Genomic DNA, 7216 nt, shown 5'->3' with positions numbered 1-7216 from the left:
ACCCCGTACCCACCGCGCCCGCACCCGCCCCTGATACGGGCTCCCGCACCCGATCCCTCGTGAGTGCGGTGAGGTGGGACACAGAGGGGCGGCGGGGTCCGGGCGGGGCCGGGTCGGATAGCCTGGCAGGCGGTATCTCGACACCAAGAGATCTACAGTCAGAAAACACGCGCAGGAGACCGCCATGACCCGCACTCCCGTCAATGTCACCGTCACCGGCGCCGCCGGCCAGATCGGCTACGCACTGCTCTTCCGCATCGCCTCCGGCCACCTCCTCGGCGCGGACGTGCCGGTCAAGCTGCGCCTTCTGGAGATTCCGCAGGGCCTCAAGGCCGCCGAGGGCACGGCCATGGAGCTGGTGGACTGTGCCTTCCCGCTGCTCCAGGGCATCGACATCTCCGACGACCCGAACGTGGCCTTCGACGGCGCCAACGTCGCGCTGCTGGTGGGTGCCCGGCCGCGTACCAAGGGCATGGAGCGCGGTGACCTGCTGGAGGCCAACGGCGGCATCTTCAAGCCGCAGGGCGCGGCGATCAACGCGCACGCCGCGGACGACATCAAGGTGCTGGTCGTCGGCAACCCGGCCAACACCAACGCGCTGATCGCGCAGGCCGCCGCGCCGGACGTGCCGCGCGAGCGCTTCACCGCGATGACCCGCCTGGACCACAACCGCGCGCTGGGCCAGCTCTCGAAGAAGACCGGCGTCCCGGTGTCCGAGATCAAGAAGGTCACCATCTGGGGCAACCACTCGGCGACCCAGTACCCGGACATCTTCCACGCGGAGCTCGCCGGCAAGAACGCGGCCGAGGCCGTCAACGACGAGAAGTGGCTGGCCGAGGACTTCATCCCGACCGTCGCCAAGCGCGGTGCGGCCATCATCGAGGCCCGTGGCGCCTCCTCCGCGGCCTCCGCCGCCTCGGCCGCCCTGAACCACGTCAACACCTGGGTCAACGGCACCGCCGAGGGCGACTGGACCTCCATGGCCGTTCCGTCGGACGGCTCCTACGGCGTCCCGGAGGGCCTGATCTCCTCCTTCCCGGTCACCACCAGCAACGGCAGCTACGAGATCGTCCAGGGCCTGGAGATCAACGAGTTCTCCCGCACCCGGATCGACGCCTCGGTCCAGGAGCTGGTGGAGGAGCGCGAGGCGGTCCGCGCCCTCGGCCTCATCTGACGGTTCGAGCCGGTTCGGTCCGGTCGCGCGGACGGCCCTGAGTCCACCGCGCGAACGACCAGGGGCCGCACCCCGGGCAACCGGGATGCGGCCCTTCGCCGTGTCCGGGACCGTGGACGTTCCAAAGTGGTCGTCAGCCCACCGCCACCGAGCGGCGGGTGGCGGTGAAGCTGTGCACCGGCTGGGAGGTGGCGGTGTCCGGGTCCACCGTGTGCACATCGACGGTGAGCCGGTCGGCCGCCGCCTTGAGCACCATGAATCCGTGGTGCGAGAAGTCCTGGAAGCGGGCCGGGGTGCTGCCGTGCGCCTTGCCGTCACCGGACTTGCCCGCCGCGCCGCAGACGATCTGCCGGGTGCCGCGGCTCCGGGCGGTGGGCTCCAGGATCTGGAGCGTGTGGTCATGGCCGGAGAGGATCAGGTCGGCCCGCCCGCAGACCACCTCCTCGTACAGCTCCTTGAGGTGCACACCGCTGCTGTAGTTGCCGATCAGGAACCCGTCGTACGAGCCGGCGTTCCCGTGCTTGCCGTTGTTCAGGTACGGGTGGTGGCCGATCACGATCTTCCACTGGGCGCGGGAGGCGCTCAGCGCGGCGTCCAGCCAGCGGCGCTGCTCGCGCATGTACGGGCCGTCCCAGTGGAAGTACGGGTCCAACTGCACCACGGTGGAGGCCACCGGGTTGGTGTCCAGCGCGAAGAACTCCACCAGCGGGGCGTCCGAGCCGGGCGCGCCGGGCAGCGCCACGGAGTAGTAGCGGGCGGGCATGTACCAGCGCCGCGAGGTGGTGGCGTAGGCGACCTCCCGGTCACCGCGCGCGGGGTTGCCGCCGCTGCCCGGGATCAGGCCCGAGCAGTCGTGGTTGCCCAGCACCATCAGCCAGGGCACGTCGATACCGGTGTTGGGCTGCTCGAACTTGGTGGCGAACTCGTCGTCGTGCGCGGACTCCGGGCCGTTCTCGTAGAGGTTGTCCCCGAGGCCGAGGGCGAGTCGCACACCCTCGGCCCGGCATATCTCCCTGGCCGCGGCGGCCACCGCGTACTGGGCCTCGTTCCCGGTGCCGGCGTCACCGGTGACCAGCACCGCGTACGAGCCGTCCGGGCCCGGGTGGCTCGGCAGCGGGAACTTCTCGACCGGGGTGCCCGCGGCGGTCGCGGTACGGGCGCGGGGCGCCGCGGTCTCGGCGGCGACCGCCCGATCCGAGGTCAGCTGCGGCAGCATCGCGAGCGCGGCTGCTCCGGCGACCGCCCCGCCCAGCACCCGGCGCCGGCCGGGCCCACCGGGCGCGGGGTGCGCCCGCCCGGTGGTGGGGACGCTCCGGTCCAGGACGAGCCACTGATCCTCGGTCAGATCGGGTCGTGGCGGCAGGTATTCGTCATCGCACATAGCCATGTTTCTCGCAGGTAACTTCTGCCTGTTGGTGAAGGCGTGACGAATGCCCGGTGAAGGTATTCGGATCCACGTTCCCCTCCACTCCCCTTCGCTGTTGCTGACCTGCGATCAGATGTAGTACTTCTTATACATGAGCGAGCAGGTGCACAACAGGCTGTCGGTGGTGCGCGCGGAGCGGAAGGTGTCGCGCCAACGCCTGGCCGAGGCTGTCGGCGCGCACTACCAGACGATCGGCTACATCGAGCGGGGGCAGTACAACCCGAGCCTCGACCTGGCACTGCGGATCGCGAAGTACTTCGAGTTGCCGGTGGAGGCGATCTTCTCCCTCGAACCGTTCCGGCCGCTCACCGACGAGGTTTACGGGAGGACGTCATGACCACATCGCAGCCGCAGGGCCTGACCCGCTACGACCGCCGGATGATCGCGATCATGAACAACCGGGCCGGCCGGCAGCTGTACGCCACCCGGGGCCGCCGCCGGGCCATCGTGGCCGTGCATGTCGCGCTCACCGCCGGCATGGTGGCGGTGGTTGCCGGTGGGCCGCGGCTGATCGGCGGCCGCTGGCAAATGCTCGCCGCGGTCGCGGTGCTGCTGCCGCTGTGGTGCGTGGCCATGGGGATGATCAACGGCGCCACCCGGGGCCTGCTGGAGTTGCGCGACCACGCCCTGGACGAGCGTCAGCTCGCCGAACGCGACCGGGTCTTCCGCCGCGCTCACCGGGTGGTCACCGCCGCGCTGCTGGCGGCCCTGATCGGTATGGAGATCGGCGGCTGGTCCGAAGCCCCCTGGCTGGAGGTTCCGTTGCGCGACGCGCTGATGGTAGTGCTGGCGATGCACTGGCTGATGCCGGCCTGGGCGGCCGGCCTGATGGTCCAGGACGAGCCGGCCGATGACCTCGACGCCGATGAGTTGGAGGCCGGGGCTCTCGCCTCCTGAAGCCCGCGAACGCGACCGGGGCGGGGTGGTCGACTCCGCAGCGCCCCGGCTCAAGCGCTGCGATGCGGTACCGCGCCCCTCAGGGGCGCTGGGAGTCTCCGTCCGGGAATGGGGCCCCGGATGGAGACTGAGGGAAACCGCGCGACCGGCCACAGCCGACCCGCAGCTCACTCACCGCTGTCCCGGCGGAGCGCTCAGGCCCCGCCGCCCAGTTCGTCTTCGAACTCGGCGAAGTTGATGGACTCGGCCTCGGTCGGGGTGTCGGTCGGGATCGGCTTGTCGTAGTCGGACAGCTCCACGGTGCCGCCGTCCTTGCCGGTCTCCACGAACTTCACCGGGTACGGCTTGCCGGTGATCGCGACGTACAGCGTCTCCGGGTTGCCCTTGTCGTTCCGGCCCTTGAGCGGGATGACCTGTTGGCCGTTCAGGGTTTCCGGGGTGCCCTTGGTGAAGTCGTCGTCGAAGCTCTCGGATGCGGCCTCGGACTGCAGGGACTTCAGGTCGCAGGACTCGGCCATCTCCTTGAGGCCCTCGTCCGAGGTGGTGCCGCTCAGCCACTTGCCGCTGAAGAGCTTGGCGGTCTCGGCGCCCTGCTGCGGGCCCAACTGGAGCTTCCACGCCGCCTCGTCCGGCTTCATCCAGACCCGGTCGCCCACCTTGACGATCTCGATCACGCCGGTGCCGTCGGGCGAGATGGAGCCGCGGCAGTTGCCGGTGGTGTCCAGGGCCAGGTTCATCCTGATCCGCTCGCCGCCGTCGGTGCCGTCGATCTTCATCCGCATGGATGTGGCCTTGAGGAGTTCCGCCTTGGCCTTCTCGGAGATCTGCTGGGCCGACAGCTTCTCGACGCCCGAGGTGGTGATGGCGGGCTTGTCGGTGCCGCCGCCGGTCCTGCCGCCCTTGTCGTCACTGTCCTTGCCGCAGCCGGAGGCCCCCACCGCCAGGACCGCACACGCGGCCGCGGCCCACACTCCGTACCTCTTGTTCATGTCGAGCGCCTTCCCCCTTGGGTGCCGATGGACCGAATTTTAGAGGCGTTTTACCTTCGGTTTAAGCCCGGCATCCATCACGGAAGGGACACATCGGCCACTGGGGGGCGGGCCGGACGGTGCGGCATCCGGCCGGCTCCTGGACGCGAGACAGGGCGGGACGGTCGAACCGTCCCGCCCTGCTCATGACTGCCGTCGTGTCAGGCGCCGCCGCCCAGCTCCTCCTGGAGCTTGGACACGTCGATGGTCTCGCCCGCGGTCGGGGTGTCCTTCGCTATCGGCTTGTCGTAGTCGGACAGCACCATGGTGCCGCCGTCCTTGCCGGAGCTCACCACCTTCACCGGGTACGGCTTACCGGTGATCGCCACGTACATCGTCTCCGGCTGACCGTCGCTGTCCTTGCCCTTCAGCGGGATGACCTGCTGGCCGTTCTGGGTCTCCGGGGCGCCCTTGGTGAACGTGCTCTTCTTGGTGTCCTCCGCCATCTTGGCCTGCATGCCCTTCAGGTCGCAGACCTCGGACATGCTCTTGAGCATGGGGTCGGAGGTGGAGCCGTGCAGCCACTTGCCCTTGAAGAGCTTGGCGGCCTCGGCGCCACCCTCGCCCGGGGCGATCTGGCTCTTGTAGAACGCGTCGTCCGGCTTCATCCAGACCTTGTCGGCGAGCTTGATCAGCTCAAAGGAGCCGGCGTCGCCCATGGACATGGAGCCGCGGCAGCTGCCGGTGCTGTCGAAGGCGAGGTCCATCGTCATGGGCTTCCCGCCGTCGGTGCCGTCGGCCTTCAGCCGCATCGACTTGGCGTTGACGAGCTCCGTCTTGGCCTTTTCGGCGATCTCCTGGGCCGACAGCTTTTCGACGCCCGAGGTGGCGACGGGCTTCTCGGCGGTCTTGTCGCCGCCCTTGTCGGCCTTGTCGTCGCTGTCCTTGCCGCAGCCGGAGACCCCCATCGCCAGAGCCGCACACGCGGCCACAGCCCAAACTCCGTACTTCTTGTTCATGCCGAGCGCCTTACTCCCTGTGAGCCAGAATGGCCAAACCTTACAGCGGCTTTACCCTACGGCCCCGCCGTTTGCCGCGCACATTCAGTGATGCAGGCCACTTTCTACGGGCGAGTAGGCATACGTTGGGAGGTTCCGGTTAGGGGTCCGTGTCGCCGGCATTGCCGGTGCGGAAAGTCCTGGAACACCGGAAGGCAGAACGTGTCGGCAATCGAGAGCATTCATGTGGACGGGGCGTGGCGCGCTGCCGCGTCCGGAGCGCAGCGGGCGGTTCTCGACCCCGCCGACGCCACGACCCTGGCCCTGGTCGCCGAGGGCGGGACCGCGGACGTCGACGCCGCGGTGGCCGCCGCCCGCCGCGCCTTCGACACCGGCCCCTGGCCGCGCACGCCGGTCGCCGAACGGGCCGCGCTGCTGCGCCGGGTCGCCGATCTGCTGCAGCGCAACCGGGAGGCCATCGCGCTCGTCGAGAGCCGTGACACCGGCAAGACGCTGGCCGAGGGCCGGGTGGACGTGGACGATGTGACCGCCGCCTTCCGCTACTTCGCCGACCAGGTCACCGCCGAGGCGGCCGGCCGGGTGGTGGACGCGGGCAGCCCCGAGGTGCACAGCGTGGTGGTGTACGAGCCGGTCGGCGTGTGCGCACTGATCACGCCCTGGAACTACCCGCTGCTCCAGGCGAGTTGGAAGATAGCCCCGGCCCTCGCCGCCGGCGACACCTTCGTCGTCAAGCCCAGTGAGATCACCCCGCTGTCCACCATCGAGCTGGTCAACCTGCTGGTGGAGGCCGGGTTGCCGGCCGGTGTGGCCAATGTGGTGACCGGCCCCGGCGACCCGGTGGGAGCCCGGCTGGCCGAGCACCCCGACGTGGACCTGGTCTCCTTCACCGGTGGCCTGGCCAGCGGCACCGCGGTGATGCGGGCCGCCGCCGACAGCGTCAAGAAGGTCGCCCTGGAACTGGGCGGCAAGAACCCCAATGTGGTGTTCGCCGACGCCTGCGCCACCGCCGAGGGCTTCGACACCGCAGTCGACCAGGCGCTCAACGCCGCCTTCGTGCACAGCGGGCAGGTCTGCTCGGCCGGCGCCCGGCTGATCGTCGAGGAGTCGGTGCGGGAGCGCTTCGTCGCCGAACTCGCCCGTCGCGCCGAGCGGATCCGGCTCGGCCGGGGCACCGAGGAGGGCGTCGAGTGCGGCCCGCTGGTCTCCGCGCGGCAGCTGGAGAAGACCGAGGCGTACGTGGCCTCCGCGCTGGCCGAGGGCGCCCGGCTGCGCTGCGGCGGACGGCGCCCGGAGCCCTCCGAAGCGCGTCCCGCGGCCGGCTACTTCTACCAGCCGACCGTGCTCGACCAGTGCGACCGCGCCATGCGGGTGGTGCGTGAGGAGACCTTCGGTCCGATCCTCACCGTGGAGTCGTTCCGTACCGAGGACGAGGCCGTGGAGCTGGCCAACGACACCGAGTACGGGCTGGCCGGCGCCGTCTGGTCGGCGGACACCGCGCGCGCCCGCCGGATCGCCGCCCGGCTGCGGCACGGCACCGTCTGGATCAACGACTACCACCCCTATCTGCCGCAGGCGGAGTGGGGAGGCTTCGGCAAGTCCGGCATCGGGCGCGAACTCGGCCCCTCCGGTCTGGCCGAGTACCGCGAGGCCAAGCACGTCTACGAGAACCTCCGGCCCACCCCGGTCCGCTGGTTCGCCGGCTGACCCAACCCCGTCCGGCCCCACCCCACCC

7 protein-coding genes are annotated in these 7216 nt (G+C 70.1%); 4 read left to right on the top strand and 3 right to left on the bottom strand.

The window, feature by feature from the left end; translation table 11 throughout:
* The first annotated feature begins 184 nt into the window (after nucleotides 1-184).
* Complete coding sequence (locus E4099_RS26380) at nucleotides 185-1174, top strand: malate dehydrogenase (RefSeq protein ID WP_135341627.1); 990 nt, start codon at nucleotides 185-187, stop codon at nucleotides 1172-1174.
* 133 nt (nucleotides 1175-1307) lie between these two features.
* Here E4099_RS26380 and E4099_RS26375 read toward each other — a convergent pair whose 3' ends face one another.
* Nucleotides 1308-2555 carry a metallophosphoesterase gene (locus tag E4099_RS26375; RefSeq protein WP_135341626.1) on the bottom strand — a complete coding sequence of 416 codons (1248 nt, stop codon included), beginning with the start codon at nucleotides 2553-2555 and terminating at the stop codon, nucleotides 1308-1310.
* A gap of 136 nt (nucleotides 2556-2691) precedes the next feature.
* On the opposite strand from E4099_RS26375, the gene E4099_RS26370 reads away from it, so the two are divergent.
* Both E4099_RS26370 and E4099_RS26365 read left to right on the top strand, forming a co-directional pair.
* Nucleotides 2692-2937 (top strand): helix-turn-helix transcriptional regulator, encoded by a 246-nt coding sequence (locus E4099_RS26370; RefSeq protein ID WP_135341625.1) that lies wholly within the window; start codon nucleotides 2692-2694, stop codon nucleotides 2935-2937.
* Complete coding sequence (locus tag E4099_RS26365; protein WP_135341624.1) at nucleotides 2934-3497, top strand: hypothetical protein; 564 nt, start codon at nucleotides 2934-2936, stop codon at nucleotides 3495-3497. Before E4099_RS26370 ends, E4099_RS26365 begins: the two co-directional genes overlap by 4 nt.
* Before the next feature lie 194 nt (nucleotides 3498-3691).
* On the opposite strand, the gene E4099_RS26360 is transcribed toward E4099_RS26365, so the two are convergent.
* Both E4099_RS26360 and E4099_RS26355 read right to left on the bottom strand, forming a co-directional pair.
* Nucleotides 3692-4486 carry a hypothetical protein gene (locus E4099_RS26360; protein ID WP_135341623.1) on the bottom strand — a complete coding sequence of 265 codons (795 nt, stop codon included), beginning with the start codon at nucleotides 4484-4486 and terminating at the stop codon, nucleotides 3692-3694.
* 200 nt (nucleotides 4487-4686) lie between these two features.
* Nucleotides 4687-5484, bottom strand: a complete 798-nt coding sequence (locus tag E4099_RS26355; protein WP_135341622.1) for a hypothetical protein — start codon at nucleotides 5482-5484, stop codon at nucleotides 4687-4689.
* Between the two features lie 201 nt (nucleotides 5485-5685).
* On the opposite strand from E4099_RS26355, the gene E4099_RS26350 reads away from it, so the two are divergent.
* The gene (locus tag E4099_RS26350) at nucleotides 5686-7188 is read left to right on the top strand and encodes an aldehyde dehydrogenase family protein (protein ID WP_135341621.1); all 1503 of its coding nucleotides are present in this window, start codon (nucleotides 5686-5688) and stop codon (nucleotides 7186-7188) included.
* The last annotated feature ends 28 nt before the right edge of the window (nucleotides 7189-7216 follow it).

It is taken from the genome of Streptomyces palmae (assembly GCF_004684805.1).
GTDB lineage: Bacteria > Actinomycetota > Actinomycetes > Streptomycetales > Streptomycetaceae > Streptomyces > Streptomyces palmae.
The sequence above is the reverse complement of the archived record's forward strand: the minus strand, read 5'-3'. Positions and strand labels throughout refer to the sequence as shown.

Coding starts and splice junctions, on each gene's coding strand:
- E4099_RS26380 (WP_135341627.1), top strand. CDS start 185: ATGACCCGCACTCCCGTCAATGTCACCGTCACCGGCGCCGCCGGCCAG.
- E4099_RS26375 (WP_135341626.1), bottom strand. CDS start 2,555: ATGTGCGATGACGAATACCTGCCGCCACGACCCGATCTGACCGAGGAT.
- E4099_RS26370 (WP_135341625.1), top strand. CDS start 2,692: ATGAGCGAGCAGGTGCACAACAGGCTGTCGGTGGTGCGCGCGGAGCGG.
- E4099_RS26365 (WP_135341624.1), top strand. CDS start 2,934: ATGACCACATCGCAGCCGCAGGGCCTGACCCGCTACGACCGCCGGATG.
- E4099_RS26360 (WP_135341623.1), bottom strand. CDS start 4,486: ATGAACAAGAGGTACGGAGTGTGGGCCGCGGCCGCGTGTGCGGTCCTG.
- E4099_RS26355 (WP_135341622.1), bottom strand. CDS start 5,484: ATGAACAAGAAGTACGGAGTTTGGGCTGTGGCCGCGTGTGCGGCTCTG.